The following is a 24850-nucleotide window of genomic DNA, read 5'->3' on the forward strand; positions in this document are numbered from 1 at the left end:
GATTAGCAGCTTGGAACATTTAGAAGAACTATGGAATAATGTCCTGGCTCAAGTTGAACAAAAAATTTCTAAACCAAGCTTCGAAACGTGGCTAAAGTCTACAAAACTACTATCTTATAATGGTAGTGGTTCCACTGTGACAATAGCTGCGCCTAATTCGTTTGCTCGAGACTGGCTTGAGAATCATTATATTCATTTGATTACAGGTATATTAACGGAGCTTACAGGCGAAGACTTGCTTATTAAATTTGTTGTTCAAAAAAACCAGGATTCGGACGATTTCGATTTGCCGGCGCCGATTATCCAAGCGAAAAATAACGATCACCATGATATTTCACCAGGTATGTTAAATCCGAAATATACTTTTGATACGTTTGTTATTGGCTCTGGTAACCGCTTTGCACACGCTGCCTCGTTAGCTGTCGCTGAAGCCCCTGCAAAGGCATATAATCCTTTCTTTATTTATGGGGGAGTTGGGTTAGGTAAAACACACTTAATGCATGCGATTGGCCATTATGTTTTAGAACATAATCCAAATGCAAAAGTAGTCTACTTATCATCCGAGAAATTTACAAATGAATTTATTAACTCTATTCGTGATAACAAAGCACTTGATTTTCGCAATAAGTACCGCAACGTGGATGTACTGCTAATTGATGATATTCAATTCCTTGCTGGAAAAGAATCAACTCAAGAAGAATTTTTCCACACTTTTAATACTTTACATGAAGAATCAAAACAAATTGTTATATCCAGTGACCGTCCTCCTAAGGAAATTCCAACATTGGAAGATCGTCTACGTTCACGCTTTGAGTGGGGGTTAATAACTGATATTGCGCCGCCTGATTTGGAAACTCGTATAGCTATCTTGCGCAAAAAAGCAAAAGCAGATGGTCTAGAGGTACCAAATGAAGTAATGCTTTATATTGCGAACCAGATTGACTCCAATATTAGGGAGCTTGAAGGTGCGCTTATTCGCGTCGTCGCCTATTCTTCACTGGTGAACAAAGATATTACGGCAACATTAGCAGCTGAGGCATTAAAAGATATAATCCCAAATTCAAAGCCGCGAGCAGTGACAATACTAGATATTCAAAATGCAGTAGGGGAACATTTTAATATACGTTTAGAAGATTTCTCTGCCAAAAAACGTACAAAATTAATTGCTTTCCCACGCCAAATCGCTATGTATTTATCACGCGAATTAACAGATTTTTCGCTGCCGAAAATTGGCGAAGAATTTGGTGGTCGCGACCATACGACTGTCATCCATGCACACGAAAAAATATCTTCTATGTTGAAAGATGACGTTCAACTACAACAAGATGTTAAACAAATTCGTAGTATGTTAGGTAAGTAATTACTGTGGACAAACCAACTATTTAAACACAAACTTATACACAGTCTATCTACATGTGGATAGACTGATTTTATTCATAAAAATACACTTATCCACAAATCCACAGGGCCTATTACTATATCTTTTTATTTTATATAAATAAATAATATAAATATGTGAGGGAAATAGAATGAAATTTGATATTTTACGTGACCGTTTATTAGAGGGTTTAAATGATGTCATGAAAGCAGTAAGTTCAAAAACAACTATTCCGATTTTAACGGGGATTAAAATTGATGTAACAGAGGAAGGTATCCGCTTAACAGGTAGTGATGCTGATATTACAATTCAAACATTTATTCCAGTAGAGGAAGATGGACAACAAATTATTCACATTACTGAAACAGGATCTATTGTTGTACAAGCACGTATGTTTAATGAAATTGTACGTAAATTACCAACAAACGATGTTGAAATCCAAGTAACACCAGGTTTCCAAACGCATATTCGTTCAGGTAAATCTGAGTTCCATCTAATTGGCTCTGATGCAGCAGAGTACCCATTATTACCAGAATTAACGGAAGATCAAAAATTTACTATTCCGGCAGATCTTTTAAAAACAATTATCCGTGAAACAGTATTTGCTGTTGCCACTTCTGAAAGTAGACCAGTGTTGACAGGTGTAAACTGGCAGATCAAAAACGAAACTTTAATCTGTGTTGCAACAGATAGTCATCGATTAGCAAGACGTAAAGTGCAATTGGAAAATTTACCAGAAGTTGAACATAGCGTAGTTATTCCAGGGAAAAGTTTAAATGAATTAAATAAAGTACTAGAAGATTCAACAAATCTAGTGCAAATTGTTATTACAAGCCAGCAAGTATTATTTAAAACTGGTGATGTATTATTCTTCTCTCGTTTACTGGAAGGCAATTACCCAGATACAACGCGTTTAATCCCTGAAGAATATCAAACAAATGTAACGATTAACGGTAAAGCTTTATTACAAGCTATCGATCGTGCGTCACTTGTTGCACGAGGAGATCGTAACAATGTTGTACGTTTTGAAATATTAGATAACCAAGCAGTTGAAGTTTCTTCTAATTCTCCTGAGATCGGTAAAGTGCAAGAAGAAATTCCTGTTGAATCATTAGAAGGAGAAAGCTTGAAAATTTCCTTCAGTGCAAAATATATGATGGAAGCTTTAAAAGCAATTGATGGCCAAGATGTAGTTATTCAATTTACAGGAGCGATGAGACCATTTATTTTACGCTCCGTTCACGATGATGCTATTTTACAATTGATTTTACCTGTACGAACTTATTAAAAATTTCATAACTGCTAAGATAGTCGCTATTGTGACTATCTTTTTTTACTTATGGCGTAATTTTAGGTATGATAGAGAGATAGACAGTCTGTATTCGGAGGGAAACACACTATGCAGGACATTAAAATTGATGAGGAGTTCATCACGTTAGGGCAGCTTTTAAAAATCACTGATGCCATTAGTTCAGGTGGCATGGCCAAGTGGTTTTTACAAGAAAATGCTGTATATGTAAATGGAGAAGTAGACGATCGTCGAGGTCGAAAATTACGTGACGGAGACGTTATAAATATTCCCGGATGTGGTCGCTTCCAAATCGTAGGACCAGCTGGACAATAAATTATGTATATTGAGCAAATAAAACTTACAAATTATCGTAACTATGATGCCTTAGCTTTAAACTTTTCTCCAAAAATTAATGTTTTTATTGGTGAAAATGCTCAAGGAAAAACAAATGTTATGGAGTCCATCTATGTTTTAGCAATGGCTAAATCCCATCGAACAACGAACGATAAAGAATTGATACGTTGGGATTCAGACTATGGTAAAATAGAAGGGGCCGTTAAAAAAAGGCATGGTATTTTACCAATCGAACTTACGATTACAAAGAAAGGTAAAAAGGGCAAGATAAATCATATAGAGCAAAGTCGCCTCAGTCATTATATTGGTCAAATGAACGTTGTTATGTTTGCGCCAGAAGACTTGAACGTTGTAAAGGGGAGTCCTCAAATACGCCGACGTTTTATTGATATGGAGATTGGGCAAATTTCGCCTGTCTATTTACATGATTTATTGACCTTTCAAAAAGTTTTAAAACAACGTAACCATTTCTTAAAGATGAATCAAGGCAAGTCCATGTCAAATGATGTGATGTATGAGGTCTACAATGAACAATATATTCATGCAGCTACCCAAATTATTCGTAAAAGATTTCAATTTATGGATTTATTGCAGGAGTGGGCTGAACCTATACACGCAGGCATATCACAAGGCAAGGAAACACTGGTTATAAAATATCGTACGGTAGCTGGTATTGAAAAAGAACACTCTACCAGTGAAATTGAAAATACTTTACATCAAAAATTGATTGAAGCGAGAGAACGTGAATTTGACAGGGGTGTGACACTTGTTGGCCCACACCGTGATGATTTGCAGTTTTTAGTAAATGGCTATGATGTTCAAACTTATGGCTCTCAAGGACAACAACGTACAACTGCATTGTCTTTAAAGCTTGCTGAAATTGAATTAATTAAACAAGAAACAAAAGAAACACCCATACTACTTTTAGATGATGTTTTGTCGGAACTCGATGATTATCGTCAATCGCATTTATTAAATACCATTCAAGGTGAAGTCCAAACCTTTGTAACAACTACAAGTGTGGATGGAATTCATCATGAAACGATGGAACAGGCTCAACTGTTCCACGTGAAACAAGGTGCGATTGAAAAAAGTTAGCCAGGGTAGTTTTTTAGATTACAAAAGAATGGTAATAGTCAGCTCGGTTGACTGTTCATTCATTTACACACAATGATGTTATGAAGGAGTAGATGAAAGCCGTGGCTATAGAGAACGAAGGTTTACAAAACCAAGCTTATGAAGCCGATCAGATACAGGTACTAGAAGGTTTAGAGGCAGTACGTAAAAGACCAGGGATGTATATCGGTTCAACAAGTTCTAAAGGGCTTCACCATTTAGTATGGGAAATTGTTGATAATAGTATCGATGAAGCTCTTGCAGGATTTTGTACTGATATACAAGTAACAATTGAAAAAGAGAACTGGATTCGCGTAGAAGATAACGGTCGAGGTATTCCAGTTAGCATTCAAGAAAAAATGGGTAAGCCAGCTGTTGAAGTTATTATGACAGTTTTACATGCTGGTGGTAAATTTGGCGGTGGAGGCTATAAAGTTTCTGGTGGTCTTCATGGAGTTGGGGCATCAGTGGTGAATGCACTTTCTGTTGAAACAATTGTTCAGGTTCATCGTGAAGGTCATATTCATGAAATTAAGTTTGAACGTGGGAAAACTGTTCAAGAATTAATGGTGATCGGTGAAACAAACCACAATGGTACAACAACGCGATTTAAAGCTGATCCAGAAATTTTTAAAGAAACGACTGTTTATGAATATGATATTTTAGCTCATCGTATTAGAGAATTGGCTTATTTAAATCGTGGTATTAAGATTACGATTGCTGATGAACGAGAAGAAGAGGTTCGTTCAACTACATATCACTATGAAGGTGGTATTCGATCTTATGTTGAGCATTTAAACCAATCTAAAGAGCCAATCCATGATCCAATTGATGTTCTTGGAGAGAAGGATGGCATCTCAGTGGAAATTGCTATGCAATACAATGCTGGATTCTCCTCTAATATTTTTTCATTTGCTAATAATATTAATACGTATGAAGGCGGTACACATGAGTCTGGTTTTAAAACAGCCCTTACACGTGTTATTAACGACTATGCTCGAAAAAATGGATTGCTTAAAGAATCTGATGCCAATCTTACAGGCGAGGATGTACGTGAAGGGTTAACAGCTATTGTTTCTGTTAAACATCCAGATCCACAATTTGAAGGACAAACGAAAACAAAGCTAGGGAATTCAGAAGTAAGTCAAATTACTAATTCATTATTCTCAGATGGCTTTGAACGTTTTATGTTAGAAAATCCAACTGTTGCTCGTAAGGTTGTAGAAAAAGGTTTAATGGCTGCCCGTGCACGTGTAGCTGCGAAAAAGGCACGTGAATTTACTCGTCGTAAAAATGCACTTGAAGTATCAAGCTTACCGGGTAAATTAGCTGACTGTTCTTCTACTATCCCCGCTGATTGTGAAATTTATATTGTTGAGGGTGATTCAGCCGGCGGTTCGGCTAAATCTGGACGTGACCGTCACTTCCAAGCGATTTTGCCTTTACGTGGTAAGATTCTTAACGTTGAGAAAGCCCGACTAGATAAAATTTTATCGAATGCGGAAATTCGTGCAATGATTACAGCATTCGGCACAGGTATTGGTGAAGAGTTTAATTTAGAAAAAGCTCGTTATCATAAAATCATTATCATGACAGATGCCGATGTCGATGGAGCACATATTCGTACATTACTTTTAACATTCTTCTTCCGTTTCCTTCGACCACTTATAGAAGCAGGCTATATTTATATTGCACAGCCACCACTTTATCAAGTGAAACAAGGTAAGCATATTGAGTACTGCTACGATGAAGAAACATTAAAAGAAATTATAGAACGACTACCAAAAATGCCAAAACCAAATGTGCAGCGTTATAAAGGTCTTGGTGAAATGAACGCTGAGCAACTTTGGGAAACAACAATGGATCCAGAGTACCGCACATTATTACAAGTAGAATTAGATGATGCAATTAAAGCTAACCAAGCATTTGAGCGTTTAATGGGCGATGAAGTTGAACCTCGTCGTCAATTTATCGAGGAAAATGCCGTATACGCTAATTTAGATATCTAATTTTTCTTGAGAGGAGGTCTACACTTTGTCAGAACAAGAACGCTCCGGTGTTAAAGGAGTTAATATCACAGAAGAAATTGAAACATCCTTTCTTGATTATGCAATGAGTGTAATTGTATCGCGTGCATTACCTGATGTACGTGATGGATTAAAACCAGTTCATCGTCGTATTTTATATGGGATGCAGGAATTAGGTAACACCGCAGATAAAGCTTACAAAAAATCAGCACGTATTGTTGGGGATGTAATGGGTAAGTACCATCCACATGGTGACTCATCCATTTATGATGCAATGGTACGTATGGCGCAAGATTTTAGTTATCGTTATATGCTTGTTGATGGTCACGGAAACTTTGGCTCTGTTGATGGTGATGGAGCAGCAGCCATGCGTTATACAGAATCACGTATGTCTAAAATAGCTATGGAAATGCTTCGTGATATCAATAAAGATACAATTGACTACACTGATAACTATGATGGATCAGAAAAAGAACCAATTGTTTTACCAAGTCGCTATCCAAACCTTTTAGTGAACGGTGCTGCGGGAATTGCCGTTGGTATGGCAACGAATATTCCTCCTCACCAGTTAGGAGAAACAATTGATGCTGTTATAGCACTTTCTGAAAATCCAGGCATTACTACTGAGGAGTTAATGGATATTATTCCAGGTCCTGATTTCCCTACTGGAGGATTGATTTTAGGGCGTAGTGGTATTCGCAGAGCTTATGAAACTGGACGTGGTTCCATCATTATTCGCGCGAAGGTGGAAATTGAGCAAAAGTCAAATGGTAAGGAGACCATTCTTATTCATGAATTACCTTACCAAGTGAATAAGGCTAAGCTTATTGAAAAAATTGCAGAGCTTGTACGTGATAAAAAAATAGATGGTATTACAAATTTACGTGATGAATCTGACCGTCGCGGTATGCGAGTAGTCATTGAAGTTCGTAAAGATGCCAACGCTAATGTAGTTTTAAATAATTTATATAAACAAACAGCTATGCAATCAAGCTTTGGTATCAATATGCTGTCATTAGTAAATGGTCAACCAAAAGTATTGGGCTTAAAAGAAATGCTTTACCATTATTTAGAGCACCAAAAGGTAATTATTCGTCGTCGTACAGAATTCGAACTTCGAAAGGCTGAAGATCGTGCTCATATTTTAGAAGGCTTACGAATTGCACTCGATCATATTGATGAAATAATTGCCATCATTCGTGGTTCGCGTAGCGGCGAAGAAGCAAAGCCGCAATTAATGGAGCGTTTTAGCTTATCAGAGCGCCAGGCTCAAGCTATTTTAGATATGCGTTTAGTTCGCTTAAGTGGATTAGAACGTGAAAAAATTGAAGCAGAATACCAAGAGCTTCAAATTCTTATTGCGGATTTAAAAGCAATTTTAGCGGATGAAGAAAAAATTGTGGATATTATTCGTACTGAAATTTTAGAGGTGAAAGAACGTTTTAATGATATACGCCGTACTGAGATTACATCTGGTGGTCTAGAAATGATTGAGGATGAGGATTTAATTCCTGTTGAAAACTCAGTTGTTACTTTAACACATAATGGCTATATCAAGCGTTTAGCTGCGAATACATATCGTAGTCAAAAGCGTGGTGGTCGTGGTGTACAAGGAATGGGGACAAACGAAGATGATTTTGTAGAGCATCTAATGAATACCTCTACCCATGATACAATTTTATTCTTTACGACCAAAGGTAAAGTATTTAGAGCAAAAGGATATGAAATTCCAGAGTTCGGTCGTACCGCTAAAGGATTACCAATTGTAAACCTACTCAACATAGATAAAGGTGAAAAAGTAACAGCCATGATTCGCGTTGGATCGTTTGATGAAGATGCTTACTTTATCTTTACGACGAAAACAGGTATTACGAAACGTACACCTGTCTCACAATTTGCTAACATTCGAACAAATGGTTTAATAGCTATTAGCTTACGAGAAGATGATGATCTTATTTCTGTACGTCTAACAGATGGAGATAAGCAAGTGATTATTGGTACACGCGATGGTATGCTCGTTCGTTTCCAAGAAGATGACATTCGTTCTATGGGTCGTACAGCTGGTGGAGTGCGAGGCATTAAGCTACGTGATGGTGACGAAGTAGTAGGCATGGAGATTGTCGAACCAGGGCAAGAAATTTTAGTAGTTACTGAAAAAGGTTACGGTAAACGTACTTCTGAAGATGAATATCGTTTACAAAGTCGCGGTGGTGTAGGTCTGAAAACCATCCAGATTACAGATAAAAATGGACCTATGGTAGCTGTGAAAACAGTTGATGGTTCTGAAGATCTCATGCTTATTACAATCAACGGTATGTTGATCCGTATGGATATCAATGATATTTCATTAATTGGACGTAGTACGCAAGGAGTTCGTTTAATTCGATTAGGAGACGACGAATTAGTTGCGACTGTAGCTAAAGTTGAAAAAGCTGAAGAGTCTCCAGAAGACGAAGAAGATGAAATAGAGGAATAATTTCAACCGATGACGACAGAATTACATGTCGTTCATCGGTTTTTTTACGTAAATAATGAAAAATAAGTAATTATTTAGAATTCCATGATAAAATGAAGATACCTTATTTGAAGCAAGAAACAGTGGAGAGGTGTTCATTTCGTGGAAACTATATATGTTCCGATTTCAGAGTTAGGCGTTGGTAAAGTAATTTCTGAAGATATTTTTGCTAATACACAGTATCCAATCATTTTTAAAGATACGATGATTTCCTACGTACATTTGCAAGTATTTCATGCGTTTAATATTTTCAACGTCCCCGTTTATAAAAATGAAAACGATACTCGAGTAGAGAAGAAAGAAAATGATGTTGAGGTTGTGATAGAAGAAATACCGACTTTTAGAAAAGTCTATAATAATTCTGTTGAACAATTCAAAAAAGAATTTAAAAATTGGGAAGCCGGAGCAAAAGTAGATATTGCCAAGGCAAGGACAATTATTTTACCTCTAGTAGAGATGGTCCTAGATGATCGTACAATTATATTTGATTTAAATGAGTATTCAAATGCGAAAGACTACTTGTATCACCATTGTGTTGCAACTGGTTTGATTTCCGCAGTGATTGCTCAAAAGCTTGGTTATGATAGAGGGATTACCATTCAAGTTGCAATAGGTGGTTTATTAGCTGATTGTGGTATGGCTAAAGTACACCCACGTATTAGAGATAAGAAGACACCTTTAACAGAGCAAGAGTATGATGAAATTTATAAACATCCAATTTATAGCTATAATATGGTAAAAGATTTAACGATTTTAAAGGAGACAATGAAAGAGGCAATTTTCCAACACCATGAACGTTTAAATGGAAGTGGCTATCCGAAAGGTGAAAAGATCGCTAATATCTCAATTTTTGCTCAAATTATAGCTGTGGCAGATGTCTTTCATGCTATGACATGTGAACGAGTATATAGATCAAAACAATCTTCATTTAAAGTTATAGAAATGATTAATGAATCTGAGTTTGGGAAGTTCGATATTAAAGTAGTACGTGCTTTAATCGATATTGTTGCAGATCTTCCTATAGGTACGATTGTTGAACTGTCTAATTTGGAACGTGGTGAAGTAATGTTTGTAAATAAATTTGCACCAACACGTCCACTCATTAAATTAATCCATTCAGGAGAAATTTTTGATTTAGGAAAAAATCGTAGTTTTTATATTTCACGAATTATAACAAGTCTTTAAAAAATATTAGGGCAAACCATATATTATGGCTTGCCATTTTTTGACCCTTCATGCCATTAGTAAAGTATGTGTCCATGTTGAGTATAGTTTGCATCTTCTTTACTAAGTGTCTGGATAGTATATTTCTATAAAATAACAGACAATATTAATCCATTAGGTAGTAGTCTTATTTGCTATGATGGTGTTTAAACGCATTTAATTATATTGCATTTAAATATTTTCGGAGAAAGTGTTGACATAGTTTTAGAATCTTGATATTATAAATGAGTCGCCAAGAGGTGACAGTGAAATAATGAACATGAACCTTGAAAACTGAACAAGCAAAACGTAATCAATAAAGTTTTTAGTAACTAACCTTGGTTAGTGAACAAAACAAAATTTTGGACATCAAAATGATGCCAGCAAAACAATTTGAGCTATTCAAATTTCTTTTATGGAGAGTTTGATCCTGGCTCAGGACGAACGCTGGCGGCGTGCCTAATACATGCAAGTCGAGCGAACAGAGAAGGAGCTTGCTCCTTCGACGTTAGCGGCGGACGGGTGAGTAACACGTGGGCAACCTACCTTATAGTTTGGGATAACTCCGGGAAACCGGGGCTAATACCGAATAATCTGTTTCACCTCATGGTGAAACACTAAAAGACGGTTTCGGCTGTCGCTATAGGATGGGCCCGCGGCGCATTAGCTAGTTGGTGAGGTAACGGCTCACCAAGGCGACGATGCGTAGCCGACCTGAGAGGGTGATCGGCCACACTGGGACTGAGACACGGCCCAGACTCCTACGGGAGGCAGCAGTAGGGAATCTTCCACAATGGGCGAAAGCCTGATGGAGCAACGCCGCGTGAGTGAAGAAGGATTTCGGTTCGTAAAACTCTGTTGTAAGGGAAGAACAAGTACAGTAGTAACTGGCTGTACCTTGACGGTACCTTATTAGAAAGCCACGGCTAACTACGTGCCAGCAGCCGCGGTAATACGTAGGTGGCAAGCGTTGTCCGGAATTATTGGGCGTAAAGCGCGCGCAGGTGGTTTCTTAAGTCTGATGTGAAAGCCCACGGCTCAACCGTGGAGGGTCATTGGAAACTGGGAGACTTGAGTGCAGAAGAGGATAGTGGAATTCCAAGTGTAGCGGTGAAATGCGTAGAGATTTGGAGGAACACCAGTGGCGAAGGCGACTATCTGGTCTGTAACTGACACTGAGGCGCGAAAGCGTGGGGAGCAAACAGGATTAGATACCCTGGTAGTCCACGCCGTAAACGATGAGTGCTAAGTGTTAGGGGGTTTCCGCCCCTTAGTGCTGCAGCTAACGCATTAAGCACTCCGCCTGGGGAGTACGGTCGCAAGACTGAAACTCAAAGGAATTGACGGGGGCCCGCACAAGCGGTGGAGCATGTGGTTTAATTCGAAGCAACGCGAAGAACCTTACCAGGTCTTGACATCCCGTTGACCACTGTAGAGATATAGTTTCCCCTTCGGGGGCAACGGTGACAGGTGGTGCATGGTTGTCGTCAGCTCGTGTCGTGAGATGTTGGGTTAAGTCCCGCAACGAGCGCAACCCTTGATCTTAGTTGCCATCATTTAGTTGGGCACTCTAAGGTGACTGCCGGTGACAAACCGGAGGAAGGTGGGGATGACGTCAAATCATCATGCCCCTTATGACCTGGGCTACACACGTGCTACAATGGACGATACAAACGGTTGCCAACTCGCGAGAGGGAGCTAATCCGATAAAGTCGTTCTCAGTTCGGATTGTAGGCTGCAACTCGCCTACATGAAGCCGGAATCGCTAGTAATCGCGGATCAGCATGCCGCGGTGAATACGTTCCCGGGCCTTGTACACACCGCCCGTCACACCACGAGAGTTTGTAACACCCGAAGTCGGTGAGGTAACCTTTTGGAGCCAGCCGCCGAAGGTGGGATAGATGATTGGGGTGAAGTCGTAACAAGGTAGCCGTATCGGAAGGTGCGGCTGGATCACCTCCTTTCTAAGGATTATTTCGGAATACAAACCTAGGGTTTGTAAGATTACGTTTTGCGTTCAGTTTTGAAGGTTTATTAAATAATATAAAACTTCCAAGAGGGCCTATAGCTCAGCTGGTTAGAGCGCACGCCTGATAAGCGTGAGGTCGATGGTTCGAGTCCATTTAGGCCCACCATATATACCTCTTGGGGCCTTAGCTCAGCTGGGAGAGCGCCTGCCTTGCACGCAGGAGGTCAGCGGTTCGATCCCGCTAGGCTCCACCAATCTTTGTTCTTTGAAAACTGGATAAAACGACATTGAAATTGTAACAAACACATTTATTTTTTAAGTTTTTTTATAGGCTTAATAACATTAGAAGGTTTCAAGACATGAGCAGTTCTAGGAAGCAATCGAGTGAATGAAGGAGCGTACTTGAGTACGTGATTGATTGAACGAGTGACGCTGACAACGAAATGTAATATGTATTGAAAGCCGTTAGGTTAAGTTATTAAGGGCGCACGGCGAATGCCTTGGCACTAGGAGCCGAAGAAGGACGGCACTAACACCGATATGCTTCGGGGAGCTGTAAGTGAGCTTTGATCCGGAGATTTCCGAATGGGGGAACCCACTACGTTTAATCGCGTAGTATCTTGACGTGAATACATAGCGTCTTGAAGGCAGACCCAGGGAACTGAAACATCTAAGTACCTGGAGGAAGAGAAAGAAAAATCGATTCCCTGAGTAGCGGCGAGCGAAACGGGAAGAGCCCAAACCAAGAGGCTTGCCTCTTGGGGTTGTAGGACACTCAATACGGAGTTACAAAAGAGCGAGTTAGATGAAGCGACTTGGAAAGGTCCGCCAGAGCAGGTAAAAGCCCTGTAGTCGAAAGTTCGTTCTCTCCTGAGTGGATCCTGAGTACGGCGGAACACGTGAAATTCCGTCGGAATCCGGGAGGACCATCTCCCAAGGCTAAATACTACCTAGTGACCGATAGTGAACCAGTACCGTGAGGGAAAGGTGAAAAGCACCCCGGAAGGGGAGTGAAAGAGATCCTGAAACCGTGTGCCTACAAGTAGTTAGAGCCCGTTAATGGGTGATAGCGTGCCTTTTGTAGAATGAACCGGCGAGTTACGATTACGTGCGAGGTTAAGCTTTAGAAGGCGGAGCCGCAGCGAAAGCGAGTCTGAATAGGGCGAATTAGTACGTGGTCGTAGACCCGAAACCAGGTGATCTACCCATGTCCAGGGTGAAGGTAAGGTAACACTTACTGGAGGCCCGAACCCACGCACGTTGAAAAGTGCGGGGATGAGGTGTGGGTAGCGGAGAAATTCCAATCGAACTTGGAGATAGCTGGTTCTCTCCGAAATAGCTTTAGGGCTAGCCTCGTGATGAGAATACTGGAGGTAGAGCACTGTTTGGACTAGGGGGCCATCCCGGTTTACCGAATTCAGACAAACTCCGAATGCCAGATATTTATACACGGGAGTCAGACTGCGAGTGATAAGATCCGTAGTCAAAAGGGAAACAGCCCAGACCACCAGCTAAGGTCCCAAAGTAATCGTTAAGTGGAAAAGGATGTGGCGTTGCACAGACAACCAGGATGTTGGCTTAGAAGCAGCCATCATTTAAAGAGTGCGTAATAGCTCACTGGTCGAGTGACGCTGCGCCGAAAATGTATCGGGGCTAAACGATTCACCGAAGCTGTGGATTGACATCTACGATGTCAGTGGTAGGAGAGCGTTCTAAGTGCGTTGAAGTCAGACCGGAAGGACTGGTGGAGCGCTTAGAAGTGAGAATGCCGGTATGAGTAGCGAAAGACGGGTGAGAATCCCGTCCACCGTATGACTAAGGTTTCCTGAGGAAGGCTCGTCCGCTCAGGGTTAGTCGGGACCTAAGCCGAGGCCGATAGGCGTAGGCGATGGACAACAGGTTGATATTCCTGTACCACCTCCTCACCGTTTGAGAAATGGGGGGACGCAGTAGGATAGGGTAAGCGCGCTGTTGGTTATGCGCGTCCAAGCAGTAAGGCGTGTGTGTAGGCAAATCCGCACACTGTAACGTTGAGCTGTGATGGCGAGTCCGTATGGACGAAGTTCCTGATTTCACACTGCCAAGAAAAGCCTCTATCGAGGTGAGAGGTGCCCGTACCGCAAACCGACACAGGTAGTCGAGGAGAGAATCCTAAGGTGTGCGAGAGAACTCTCGTTAAGGAACTCGGCAAAATGACCCCGTAACTTCGGGAGAAGGGGTGCTCTTGAGCGTGCAAGCGCATGAGAGCCGCAGTGAATAGGCCCAGGCGACTGTTTAGCAAAAACACAGGTCTCTGCAAAACCGTAAGGTGACGTATAGGGGCTGACGCCTGCCCGGTGCTGGAAGGTTAAGAGGAGTGGTTAGCGCAAGCGAAGCTGCGAATTGAAGCCCCAGTAAACGGCGGCCGTAACTATAACGGTCCTAAGGTAGCGAAATTCCTTGTCGGGTAAGTTCCGACCCGCACGAAAGGCGTAACGATCTGGGCACTGTCTCAACGAGAGACTCGGTGAAATTATAGTACCTGTGAAGATGCAGGTTACCCGCGACAGGACGGAAAGACCCCGTGGAGCTTTACTGTAGCCTGATATTGAATTTTGGTACAACTTGTACAGGATAGGTAGGAGCCAGAGATCTCGGAGCGCCAGCTTCGAAGGAGGCGTCGGTGGGATACTACCCTGGTTGTATTGAAATTCTAACCCATGCCCCTTAGCGGGGCAGGAGACAGTGTCAGGCGGACAGTTTGACTGGGGCGGTCGCCTCCTAAAAGGTAACGGAGGCGCCCAAAGGTTCCCTCAGAATGGTTGGAAATCATTCGTAGAGTGTAAAGGCACAAGGGAGCTTGACTGCGAGACCTACAAGTCGAGCAGGGTCGAAAGACGGGCTTAGTGATCCGGTGGTTCCGCATGGAAGGGCCATCGCTCAACGGATAAAAGCTACCCCGGGGATAACAGGCTTATCTCCCCCAAGAGTCCACATCGACGGGGAGGTTTGGCACCTCGATGTCGGCTCATCGCATCCTGGGGCTGTAGTCGGTCCCAAGGGTTGGGCTGTTCGCCCATTAAAGCGGTACGCGAGCTGGGTTCAGAACGTCGTGAGACAGTTCGGTCCCTATCCGTCGTGGGCGTAGGAAATTTGAGAGGAGCTGTCCTTAGTACGAGAGGACCGGGATGGACACACCGCTGGTGTACCAGTTGTCTTGCCAAAGGCATCGCTGGGTAGCTATGTGTGGACGGGATAAGTGCTGAAAGCATCTAAGCATGAAGCCCCCCTCAAGATGAGATTTCCCATTACGCAAGTAAGTAAGATCCCTCAAAGACGATGAGGTAGATAGGTTCGAGGTGGAAGTGTGGTGACACATGGAGCTGACGAATACTAATCGATCGAGGACTTAACCAAAAACGTTTGAACCATTCAATGAACCGTTTATCCAGTTTTGAAAGAATAATTTCTTTTATGAAGGGTTTCAAAATACGAGTAGTTCGAGGAAGCAATGGAGAGAGGAAAGGAGCGTACTCAAGTACGTGACTGACTGAAGGACAGAAGCTGACGAAGAAATGCGATGTATATTGAAAGCCGACCATAGTCTAGTGATGATGGCAAAGAGGTCACACCCGTTCCCATACCGAACACGGAAGTTAAGCTCTTTAGCGCCGATGGTAGTTGGGGGCTTCCCCCTGTGAGAGTAGGACGTCGCTAGGCATAATAAAAACAGTCAGCTGTGTGCTGGCTGTTTTTTTATTTTTGTATCTTTTGAAAACCCCTTGCTATGCGAGGGGTTCTAAAGAGCTTCTAGCTATGGACAAGAAAAAATCCCCAATCGTATAATGAATTCTGGTCTGGTCAACCGACTTCGTACGAAAGGGGATCCAAATAGATAACAAGAGTTTAGCACACACAACATGGAATTGTAAGTATCACATTGTCTTTGCGCCAAAATATAGAAGGCAGATTATTTGTGTACAAATTAAAGTTAATATAGGAAGAATCCTTTGCTAGTTAGGTGAAAGAAAAGGAGCAGAAATTATCGAAGCAACAGCCTGCCCTGATTATATTCATATGTTGGTGAGTAATTCTCCAAAATTAAGTGTTTCATATGGGTTATTTGAAAGGGAAAGGTAGTTTAATGAAATTTGATTGACAGGCGAATCTGAAATACAAATATATTAACAGGGAGTTTTGATGTCGTGGATATTATGTAGATACAGTAGGAAGAAACAAAAAACATTCAGAAATATATAGTCAATGACAACAGTATTCTTGAGGATCAAATGATCATGAAGGGTTGTTCGTGCATAAAAATCTTGACTAATTTAAATTTATTTTCAGCTATATGTATGGAATGTCCTGTGCGCTTCCTTTCTCTACTATGACATAATAAGACCAATTATATTTTTGCATAAATCGTTACACTATTTTTTTGTTGGTAGATTTCTGAAAAATGTAGTGATTTCACCTTAACCATAACGAAATGTATGGCCTGCCCTTACCTTACCTGACTGTTTCGCCTCTTTCTCCTCTACGAATTGTTTCAATAGCATTTTAACTGTGTATGTTTTATATTCAGTTCCTCTAGTACTTGTTTTACTGGTATACAAGCAACTTCATTTCATTTGCCCTCATTTTACTTCAAATGGGTAACTTACTCTTAATAGCCATAGAAAAAACGTCTCTCTTAATTAATAGGTCAGTATGTACTAATTACCTTCCTTTTGTGAAATCCCTTTTATTCCGTATATTAGAAAAAATCCAATTTGATCATAAACAAAAGTTGTTAACCATGTTTTAGGTTTCGACAATAAAGTATAAATTTTAGTTCTAATCATCATTACCCTCTCTTATACTGTAAAGATTACATCAAAAAGGAGAGGAAATTTTGTGGATTGATGGCGTTTTTTCTGGTGGTGGTTTGAAGGGATTTGCCCTGGTTGGGGCATATCAAGTACTAGAAGCTGAACATTTTCGTTTTAAACGTGTAGCTGGTACAAGTGCAGGTGCAATTTTAGCTGCGTTTATTGCTGCGGGATATAGCGGTAAAGAGATCGAAGCTATGCTAGAAGAATTGGATGTACCTTCATTACTGGATCCTAGAAGAACAATATTACCTTTCCCTTTTATGAAATGGATAAATGTTTATAATCATTTAGGTCTTTATAAAGGAAAGGCATTAGAAAAATGGTTTTTTCAAAAATTAGCTGCAAAAGGTGTATATACTTTTGGAGATTTGCCTAAAGATTCACTAAAATTAGTAGCTTCAGATTTGACCAATGGTAGAATGATTGTTTTACCAGATGATCTACACAAATATCAGATTGATGCGAAGAACTTTTCAGTTGCTTGTGCACTACGTATGAGTTGTGGTATACCATTTTTCTTTGAACCAGTTACCTTAAAAACTGGCAAAGGAGAATCAGTAATCGTGGATGGTGGGGTTTTAAGTAATTTCCCATTATGGATATTTGATGATAAAGAAGGTCGAAAAGTACGACCAATTTTGGGTTTGAAGCTAAGCAGAAGGAGAGAAGAACAATGTCCGCAAGAAATTAAAAATGGCCTAAACTTATTTGAAGCATTATTTTCAACTATGAAAGACGCACATGATGAGAGGTATATATCAAGGCGACATGAAAGAGATATTATCTTTATTCCTGTAGAAGATTATAGTGCAACTCAATTTGATTTAAATGAGGAGACAAAAGAAACTCTTTTAGAAATAGGAAGAAATCGTACAATTCAATTTTTACGGAATTGGCCAAGGTTGAAATTTTAGTTCGTTTAAAATTATTTATATAAAACTATTGACCAATAATAAATGAGGTGTTATTATATAAAAGTTGCTGTTGAGATAAGCAACTACTAAAATATAAAAATAAAATAACTGTTGACATTAAATATTAAACATGTTATTATATAAAAGTTAGCTCTTAACAAAGAGAAAACATAAAATGAACCTTGAAAACTGAACAAGCAAAACGTAATCAATAAAGTTTTTAGTAACTAACCTTGGTTAGTGAACAAAACAAAATTTTGGACATCAAAATGATGCCAGCAAAACAATTTGAGCTATTCAAATTTCTTTTATGGAGAGTTTGATCCTGGCTCAGGACGAACGCTGGCGGCGTGCCTAATACATGCAAGTCGAGCGAACAGAGAAGGAGCTTGCTTCTTCGACGTTAGCGGCGGACGGGTGAGTAACACGTGGGCAACCTACCTTATAGTTTGGGATAACTCCGGGAAACCGGGGCTAATACCGAATAATCTATTTCACCTCATGGTGAAATACTGAAAGACGGTTTCGGCTGTCGCTATAAGATGGGCCCGCGGCGCATTAGCTAGTTGGTGAGGTAACGGCTCACCAAGGCGACGATGCGTAGCCGACCTGAGAGGGTGATCGGCCACACTGGGACTGAGACACGGCCCAGACTCCTACGGGAGGCAGCAGTAGGGAATCTTCCACAATGGGCGAAAGCCTGATGGAGCAACGCCGCGTGAGTGAAGAAGGATTTCGGTTCGTAAAACTCTGTTGTAAGGGAAGAACAAGTACAGTAGTAACTGGCTGTACCTTGACGGTACCTTATTAGAAAGCCACGGCTAACTACGTGCCAGCAGCCGCGGTAATACGTAGGTGGCAAGCGTTGTCCGGAATTATTGGGCGTAAAGCGCGCGCAGGTGGTTTCTTAAGTCTGATGTGAAAGCCCACGGCTCAACCGTGGAGGGTCATTGGAAACTGGGAGACTTGAGTGCAGAAGAGGATAGTGGAATTCCAAGTGTAGCGGTGAAATGCGTAGAGATTTGGAGGAACACCAGTGGCGAAGGCGACTATCTGGTCTGTAACTGACACTGAGGCGCGAAAGCGTGGGGAGCAAACAGGATTAGATACCCTGGTAGTCCACGCCGTAAACGATGAGTGCTAAGTGTTAGGGGGTTTCCGCCCCTTAGTGCTGCAGCTAACGCATTAAGCACTCCGCCTGGGGAGTACGGTCGCAAGACTGAAACTCAAAGGAATTGACGGGGGCCCGCACAAGCGGTGGAGCATGTGGTTTAATTCGAAGCAACGCGAAGAACCTTACCAGGTCTTGACATCCCGTTGACCACTGTAGAGATATAGTTTCCCCTTCGGGGGCAACGGTGACAGGTGGTGCATGGTTGTCGTCAGCTCGTGTCGTGAGATGTTGGGTTAAGTCCCGCAACGAGCGCAACCCTTGATCTTAGTTGCCATCATTTAGTTGGGCACTCTAAGGTGACTGCCGGTGACAAACCGGAGGAAGGTGGGGATGACGTCAAATCATCATGCCCCTTATGACCTGGGCTACACACGTGCTACAATGGACGATACAAACGGTTGCCAACTCGCGAGAGGGAGCTAATCCGATAAAGTCGTTCTCAGTTCGGATTGTAGGCTGCAACTCGCCTACATGAAGCCGGAATCGCTAGTAATCGCGGATCAGCATGCCGCGGTGAATACGTTCCCGGGCCTTGTACACACCGCCCGTCACACCACGAGAGTTTGTAACACCCGAAGTCGGTGAGGTAACCTTTTGGAGCCAGCCGCCGAAGGTGGGATAGATGATTGGGGTGAAGTCGTAACAAGGTAGCCGTATCGGAAGGTGCGGCTGGATCACCTCCTTTCTAAGGATTATTTCGGAATACAAACCTAGGGTTTGTAAGATTACGTTTTGCGTTCAGTTTTGAAGGTTCATTCTTCTTGAATGAATTACTTCTAATTATGTGCTCCTGTCGCTACGCTTTCGTCGCAAAGCTGCGAGATGTAGAAGCAGGCAGTAGCTTTGTTCTTTGAAAACTGGATAAAACGACATTGAAATTGTAACAAACACATTTATTTTTTAAGTTTTTTATAGGCTTAATAACTTGGTTAAGTTATTAAGGGCGCACGGCGAATGCCTTGGCACTAGGAGCCGAAGAAGGACGGCACTAACACCGATATGCTTCGGGGAGCTGTAAGTGAGCTTTGATCCGGAGATTTCCGAATGGGGGAACCCACTACGTTTAATCGCGTAGTATCTTGACGTGAATACATAGCGTCTTGAAGGCAGACCCAGGGAACTGAAACATCTAAGTACCTGGAGGAAGAGAAAGAAAAATCGATTCCCTGAGTAGCGGCGAGCGAAACGGGAAGAGCCCAAACCAAGAGGCTTGCCTCTTGGGGTTGTAGGACACTCAATACGGAGTTACAAAAGAGCGAGTTAGATGAAGCGACTTGGAAAGGTCCGCCAGAGCAGGTAAAAGCCCTGTAGTCGAAAGTTCGTTCTCTCCTGAGTGGATCCTGAGTACGGCGGAACACGTGAAATTCCGTCGGAATCTGGGAGGACCATCTCCCAAGGCTAAATACTACCTAGTGACCGATAGTGAACCAGTACCGTGAGGGAAAGGTGAAAAGCACCCCGGAAGGGGAGTGAAAGAGATCCTGAAACCGTGTGCCTACAAGTAGTTAGAGCCCGTTAATGGGTGATAGCGTGCCTTTTGTAGAATGAACCGGCGAGTTACGATTACGTGCGAGGTTAAGCTTTAGAAGGCGGAGCCGCAGCGAAAGCGAGTCTGAATAGGGCGAAATAGTACGTGGTCGTAGACCCGAAACCAGGTGATCTACCCATGTCCAGGGTGAAGGTAAGGTAACACTTACTGGAGGCCCGAACCCACGCACGTTGAAAAGTGCGGGGATGAGGTGTGGGTAGCGGAGAAATTCCAATCGAACTTGGAGATAGCTGGTTCTCTCCGAAATAGCTTTAGGGCTAGCCTCGTGATGAGAATACTGGAGGTAGAGCACTGTTTGGACTAGGGGGCCATCCCGGTTTACCGAATTCAGACAAACTCCGAATGCCAGATATTTATACACGGGAGTCAGACTGCGAGTGATAAGATCCGTAGTCAAAAGGGAAACAGCCCAGACCACCAGCTAAGGTCCCAAAGTAATCGTTAAGTGGAAAAGGATGTGGCGTTGCACAGACAACCAGGATGTTGGCTTAGAAGCAGCCATCATTTAAAGAGTGCGTAATAGCTCACTGGTCGAGTGACGCTGCGCCGAAAATGTATCGGGGCTAAACGATTCACCGAAGCTGTGGATTGACATCTACGATGTCAGTGGTAGGAGAGCGTTCTAAGTGCGTTGAAGTCAGACCGGAAGGACTGGTGGAGCGCTTAGAAGTGAGAATGCCGGTATGAGTAGCGAAAGACGGGTGAGAATCCCGTCCACCGTATGACTAAGGTTTCCTGAGGAAGGCTCGTCCGCTCAGGGTTAGTCGGGACCTAAGCCGAGGCCGATAGGCGTAGGCGATGGACAACAGGTTGATATTCCTGTACCACCTCCTCACCGTTTGAGAAATGGGGGGACGCAGTAGGATAGGGTAAGCGCGCTGTTGGTTATGCGCGTCCAAGCAGTAAGGCGTGTGTGTAGGCAAATCCGCACACTGTAACGTTGAGCTGTGATGGCGAGTCCGTATGGACGAAGTTCCTGATTTCACACTGCCAAGAAAAGCCTCTATCGAGGTGAGAGGTGCCCGTACCGCAAACCGACACAGGTAGTCGAGGAGAGAATCCTAAGGTGTGCGAGAGAACTCTCGTTAAGGAACTCGGCAAAATGACCCCGTAACTTCGGGAGAAGGGGTGCTCTTGAGCGTGCAAGCGCATGAGAGCCGCAGTGAATAGGCCCAGGCGACTGTTTAGCAAAAACACAGGTCTCTGCAAAACCGTAAGGTGACGTATAGGGGCTGACGCCTGCCCGGTGCTGGAAGGTTAAGAGGAGTGGTTAGCGCAAGCGAAGCTGCGAATTGAAGCCCCAGTAAACGGCGGCCGTAACTATAACGGTCCTAAGGTAGCGAAATTCCTTGTCGGGTAAGTTCCGACCCGCACGAAAGGCGTAACGATCTGGGCACTGTCTCAACGAGAGACTCGGTGAAATTATAGTACCTGTGAAGATGCAGGTTACCCGCGACAGGACGGAAAGACCCCGTGGAGCTTTACTGTAGCCTGATATTGAATTTTGGTACAACTTGTACAGGATAGGTAGGAGCCAGAGATCTCGGAGCGCCAGCTTCGAAGGAGGCGTCGGTGGGATACTACCCTGGTTGTATTGAAATTCTAACCCATGCCCCTTAGCGGGGCAGGAGACAGTGTCAGGCGGACAGTTTGACTGGGGCGGTCGCCTCCTAAAAGGTAACGGAGGCGCCCAAAGGTTCCCTCAGAATGGTTGGAAATCATTCGTAGAGTGTAAAGGCACAAGGGAGCTTGACTGCGAGACCTACAAGTCGAGCAGGGTCGAAAGACGGGCTTAGTGATCCGGTGGTTCCGCATGGAAGGGCCATCGCTCAACGGATAAAAGCTACCCCGGGGATAACAGGCTTATCTCCCCCAAGAGTCCACATCGACGGGGAGGTTTGGCACCTCGATGTCGGCTCATCGCATCCTGGGGCTGTAGTCGGTCCCAAGGGTTGGGCTGTTCGCCCATTAAAGCGGTACGCGAGCTGGGTTCAGAACGTCGTGAGACAGTTCGGTCCCTATCCGTCGTGGGCGTAGGAAATTTGAGAGGAGCTGTCCTTAGTACGAGAGGACCGGGATGGACACACCGCTGGTGTACCAGTTGTCTTGCCAAAGGCATCGCTGGGTAGCTATGTGTGGACGGGATAAGTGCTGAAAGCATCTAAGCATGAAGCCCCCCTCAAGATGAGATTTCCCATTACGCAAGTAAGTAAGATCCCTCAAAGACGATGAGGTAGATAGGTTCGAGGTGGAAGTGTGGTGACACATGGAGCTGACGAATACTAATCGATCGAGGACTTAACCAAAAACGTTTGAACCATTCAATGAACCGTTTATCCAGTTTTGAAAGAATAATTTCTTTTATGAAGGGTTTCAAAATACGAGTAGTTCGAGGAAGCAATGGAGAGAGGGAAGGAGCGTACTCAAGTACGTGACTGACTGAACGACAGAAGCTGACGAAGAAATGCGATGTATATTGAAAGCCGACCATAGTCTAGTGATGATGGCAAAGAGGTCACACCCGTTCCCATACCGAACACGGAAGTTAAGCTCTTTAGCGCCGATGGTAGTTGGGGGCTTCCCCCTGTGAGAGTAGGACATCGCTAGGCAAAAAAAACAGTCAGCTGTGTGCTGGCTGTTTTTTTATTTCCTAATGAAATTCTTTAATAATTTAAAGGATTTTCTACAAAAAACAATTACTTTCTAAGAAATATTATGAAAAAATTAAATATATCTAACTCATTCTATATTTTTACTGTAGCTATTTATTTGGATTTTTAATTAAAATTTGCTATCATTAAAAATCTGAATTGTCTTTCTTTTATAAGTTTCTTGACAGTAGCAGTCCACGTTGTTAATCTTACAATTAATATTCTTTTAACTATAGGAGGAAGTTACGAAAATGTGGGAGACTAAATTTGCCAAAGAAGGTTTAACTTTTGATGATGTATTATTAGTACCAGCTCATTCCGAAGTATTACCGAAAGATGTTGATCTATCTGTTCAATTAACACCAAAGATTAAATTAAACATTCCAATGGTCAGTGCAGGTATGGATACAGTTACAGAGTCTAAAATGGCGATTGCTATGGCACGTCAAGGCGGTATCGGTATTATTCATAAAAACATGGGGATCGATGAGCAAGCTGAACAAGTAGAAAAAGTAAAACGTTCTGAAAATGGTGTTATTACAAACCCATTCTTCTTAACTCCGACACATCAAGTTTTCGATGCTGAGCATCTAATGGGTAAATACCGAATCTCTGGTGTACCTATTGTTGATAGTATGGAAAATCAAAAGCTAGTAGGGATTATTACAAACCGTGACTTACGTTTTATCTCTGATTACTCTTTAAAAATTGAAGATGTAATGACAAAAGAAGATTTGATTACAGCACCTGTAGGAACGACTTTAGAGGATGCTGAAAAAATTCTTCAACAATATAAAATCGAAAAACTTCCAATTGTAGATGAAGAAGGTAGATTAACTGGTCTTATTACAATTAAAGATATCGAGAAAGTAATTGAGTTCCCAAATGCTGCTAAAGATACACATGGTCGTTTACTAGTAGGAGCAGCAGTCGGTGTATCAAAAGATACAATGGTGCGTATTGAGAAACTTGTAGAAGCACAAGTTGACATTGTAGTAATCGATACAGCCCATGGGCATTCAGAAGGCGTTTTACAAACAATCCGTTCAATCCGAGAAACCTACCCAGAGTTAGAGATCATTGCTGGTAACGTAGCAACAGGAGAAGGTGCACGTGCATTATTTGAAGCTGGTGCAGATGTTGTTAAAGTAGGTATTGGTCCAGGTTCTATTTGTACTACACGTGTTGTAGCTGGTGTGGGTGTACCACAAATTACAGCAGTATATGATTGTGCTACAGTAGCTCGTGAGCTTGGTAAAACAATTATTGCTGATGGTGGTATTAAATACTCTGGTGATATCGTAAAAGCTCTAGCAGCTGGAGGTAATGTTGTAATGCTTGGTTCACTTCTTGCAGGTACATCTGAATCTCCTGGAGAAACAGAAATCTTCCAAGGACGTCGTTTCAAAGTTTACCGTGGTATGGGTTCTATCGGAGCAATGGAAAAAGGTTCTAAAGATCGTTACTTCCAAGAGGATGCGAAAAAATTAGTACCTGAGGGTATTGAGGGTCGCCTTCCATATAAGGGACCATTAGCTGATACAATTTACCAACTGATTGGTGGTATTCGCGCTGGTATGGGTTATTGTGGAGCACCACATCTTGAGCACCTACGAGATAATGCACAATTTGTTAGAATGACAGGTGCTGGTCTACGTGAATCACATCCACATGATGTACAGATTACAAAAGAATCACCAAACTATTCCATGTAATAAATTACTTGCAACTTTTATGCTTTCGCATCGTCTACAAAGATGGCGCGAGAGCATTTTTTTATGGTAGAGAGTCAACACGGTTGTTGTTATCTATGATAAAATGTCGAGGACAAGATTATTTTTTTGGAGGGCTTTAAA

The 24850-nt window shown here is 42.2% G+C and carries 9 protein-coding genes, 2 tRNA genes, 6 rRNA genes and 1 pseudogene; all 18 read left to right on the forward strand.

Going from position 1 to position 24850, the window contains the following annotated elements:
• Positions 1–10 precede the first annotated feature (10 nt).
• The 18 genes and pseudogenes from dnaA (at position 11) to guaB (ending at position 24709) form a co-directional block, all read left to right on the forward strand.
• The gene (gene dnaA / locus AC6BKE_RS02395; protein ID WP_036119568.1) at positions 11–1360 is read left to right on the forward strand and encodes a chromosomal replication initiator protein DnaA; all 1350 of its coding nucleotides are present in this window, start codon (positions 11–13) and stop codon (positions 1358–1360) included.
• Between the two features lie 169 nt (positions 1361–1529).
• Positions 1530–2666 (forward strand): DNA polymerase III subunit beta, encoded by a 1137-nt coding sequence (gene dnaN, locus AC6BKE_RS02400; RefSeq protein WP_036119570.1) that lies wholly within the window; start codon positions 1530–1532, stop codon positions 2664–2666.
• A 111-nt stretch (positions 2667–2777) separates the two neighbouring features.
• A complete protein-coding gene (gene yaaA, locus AC6BKE_RS02405; RefSeq protein WP_036119572.1) occupies positions 2778–3002 on the forward strand; it encodes a S4 domain-containing protein YaaA in 225 nt (74 codons plus the stop codon).
• A gap of 3 nt (positions 3003–3005) precedes the next feature.
• The gene (gene recF, locus AC6BKE_RS02410; protein WP_036119574.1) at positions 3006–4121 is read left to right on the forward strand and encodes a DNA replication/repair protein RecF; all 1116 of its coding nucleotides are present in this window, start codon (positions 3006–3008) and stop codon (positions 4119–4121) included.
• Between the two features lie 92 nt (positions 4122–4213).
• A complete protein-coding gene (gene gyrB / locus AC6BKE_RS02415) occupies positions 4214–6148 on the forward strand; it encodes a DNA topoisomerase (ATP-hydrolyzing) subunit B (RefSeq protein WP_051891598.1) in 1935 nt (644 codons plus the stop codon).
• 25 nt (positions 6149–6173) lie between these two features.
• Positions 6174–8642 carry a DNA gyrase subunit A gene (gene gyrA, locus AC6BKE_RS02420; protein WP_499855767.1) on the forward strand — a complete coding sequence of 823 codons (2469 nt, stop codon included), beginning with the start codon at positions 6174–6176 and terminating at the stop codon, positions 8640–8642.
• Between the two features lie 141 nt (positions 8643–8783).
• On the forward strand, positions 8784–9866 hold the full coding sequence (locus tag AC6BKE_RS02425; RefSeq protein ID WP_036119578.1) for an HD-GYP domain-containing protein: 1083 nt from the start codon (positions 8784–8786) through the stop codon (positions 9864–9866).
• Between the two features lie 430 nt (positions 9867–10296).
• Positions 10297–11848 (forward strand): 16S ribosomal RNA (locus AC6BKE_RS02430).
• A 94-nt stretch (positions 11849–11942) separates the two neighbouring features.
• A tRNA-Ile gene (locus tag AC6BKE_RS02435) sits at positions 11943–12019 on the forward strand.
• 12 nt (positions 12020–12031) lie between these two features.
• Positions 12032–12107: transfer RNA gene (locus tag AC6BKE_RS02440), tRNA-Ala, on the forward strand.
• A 214-nt stretch (positions 12108–12321) separates the two neighbouring features.
• Positions 12322–15249: ribosomal RNA gene (locus AC6BKE_RS02445) — 23S ribosomal RNA — on the forward strand.
• A 187-nt stretch (positions 15250–15436) separates the two neighbouring features.
• Positions 15437–15552 (forward strand): 5S ribosomal RNA (gene rrf, locus AC6BKE_RS02450).
• The 16S, 23S and 5S rRNA genes sit together here with 2 tRNA genes alongside, the layout of an rRNA operon.
• 171 nt (positions 15553–15723) lie before the next feature.
• Positions 15724–16030, forward strand: a pseudogene (gene tnpA, locus AC6BKE_RS02455) (IS200/IS605 family transposase); the annotation flags it as partial.
• Between the two features lie 696 nt (positions 16031–16726).
• On the forward strand, positions 16727–17620 hold the full coding sequence (locus AC6BKE_RS02460) for a patatin-like phospholipase family protein (RefSeq protein WP_036124545.1): 894 nt from the start codon (positions 16727–16729) through the stop codon (positions 17618–17620).
• A gap of 307 nt (positions 17621–17927) precedes the next feature.
• Positions 17928–19479 (forward strand): 16S ribosomal RNA (locus tag AC6BKE_RS02465).
• Positions 19480–19721: 242 nt separating this feature from the next.
• Positions 19722–22649 (forward strand): 23S ribosomal RNA (locus AC6BKE_RS02470).
• Between the two features lie 187 nt (positions 22650–22836).
• A 5S ribosomal RNA gene (gene rrf, locus AC6BKE_RS02475) occupies positions 22837–22952 on the forward strand.
• 293 nt (positions 22953–23245) lie between these two features.
• Complete coding sequence (gene guaB / locus AC6BKE_RS02480) at positions 23246–24709, forward strand: IMP dehydrogenase (protein WP_036122042.1); 1464 nt, start codon at positions 23246–23248, stop codon at positions 24707–24709.
• Positions 24710–24850: the final 141 nt, after the last annotated feature.

The organism is Lysinibacillus sp. COL-1, from assembly GCF_059814265.1.

Bases quoted from the DNA above. Each gene is read 5' to 3' on its own strand.
- dnaN (WP_036119570.1), top strand. From the start codon at position 1,530: ATGAAATTTGATATTTTACGTGACCGTTTATTAGAGGGTTTAAATGAT.
- yaaA (WP_036119572.1), top strand. From the start codon at position 2,778: ATGCAGGACATTAAAATTGATGAGGAGTTCATCACGTTAGGGCAGCTT.
- recF (WP_036119574.1), top strand. From the start codon at position 3,006: ATGTATATTGAGCAAATAAAACTTACAAATTATCGTAACTATGATGCC.
- gyrB (WP_051891598.1), top strand. From the start codon at position 4,214: ATGAAAGCCGTGGCTATAGAGAACGAAGGTTTACAAAACCAAGCTTAT.
- guaB (WP_036122042.1), top strand. From the start codon at position 23,246: ATGTGGGAGACTAAATTTGCCAAAGAAGGTTTAACTTTTGATGATGTA.